Below are 1,150 nucleotides of genomic sequence, written 5' to 3'. Positions count from 1 at the left end.
CTGCTCTATCTGAAGCATGCCTACAACGAAAGTGATGAGTCGGTGTGCGAGCGCTGGGCACAGGACGTGTACTTTCAGTTCTTCTGCGGTGAGCAGTACTTTCAGCCACGCCTGCCGTGTGATCCGACCAATTTAGTGCGTTTTAGGCAAGCCTTGGGCGAAGCCGGCGTCGAAGAATTGCTGGCCGCGACCATTAGCGCTGCCGCACAAATGAAGGCACTCAAGTCAGTCGAATTTGAGAGCGTGATCGTTGATACGACCGTCCAAGAGAAAGCGATTGCTTATCCGACTGACAGCCGACTGCTAGAGGTGGCGCGTAGCAAGCTGGTGCGCTTGGCACAGCACGCGGGCTTGGCGCTCAAGCAAACCTACGAGCGCGAAGGCAAACGACTACGCCGACGTGCCGGTGGCTACGCGCATGCCAAGCAGTTTAAGCGTCTGCGCCGCGTGCTCAAGCGCCAGCGTACCGTGTTGGGCCGAGTGCTGCGCGAAATCGAACGCAAGCTGGGCGAGATCTCGCACGAGCGACAAACGCCATTGCACATGTGGCTGCAACAAGCCTGGCGCATTTGCCGACAGCGTCCCAAGGACAAAGACAAACTGTATGCACTACACGCGCCGGAAGTGGCATGCATCGCCAAAGGCAAAGCGCGCCAACCGTACGAGTTCGGCGTCAAGGTAAGCCTGGCTATCACGCACAAACAGGGGCTCATTGTCGGTACGCGAGCGTTCGCTGGCAACCCTTACGACGGCCACATTTTGGCCGAACAGCTCGAACAAACCTCGATCCTGATACAGGATCTGGCCAGTGCCCCACGTGTAAAGACGGTGCTGACCGATCTGGGCTTTCGGGGTGTGGATGCTCAGGTTGCGCCTGTACAGTTGATGCATCGCGGAAAACTCAACAGGCTGAACCCGGCACAACAGCGTCGTTTGAAGCGGCGTCAAGCCATCGAGCCGATCATCGGGCATGTCAAACAGGATCATGGAATGCGGCGCTGCTGGCTCAAAGGCATCACGGGTGATGCGATACATGCCGTGCTGTGCTCGACAGGCTATAACCTGCGCTGGCTGCTGCGCGCCATTACCCGATTGGGCATCAAGCCCGCCTTGTGCTTTGGTGGCTGCGCTCGCTTTGGCGCTGCGCCAC

At 58.5% G+C, this 1,150-nt stretch carries 1 protein-coding gene; it reads left to right on the top strand.

What is annotated here, in order from left to right:
* On the top strand, positions 1-1,150 hold a 1,150-nt coding region (locus KQH60_RS05970), incomplete at both ends, for an IS5 family transposase (protein ID WP_237575615.1).

Source organism: Mycetohabitans sp. B8 (assembly GCF_021991875.1).
In the GTDB taxonomy this organism is placed as follows: domain Bacteria; phylum Pseudomonadota; class Gammaproteobacteria; order Burkholderiales; family Burkholderiaceae; genus Mycetohabitans.
Note: the sequence above shows the minus strand (reverse complement) of the source record. Positions and strands in the feature narration are given on the sequence as shown.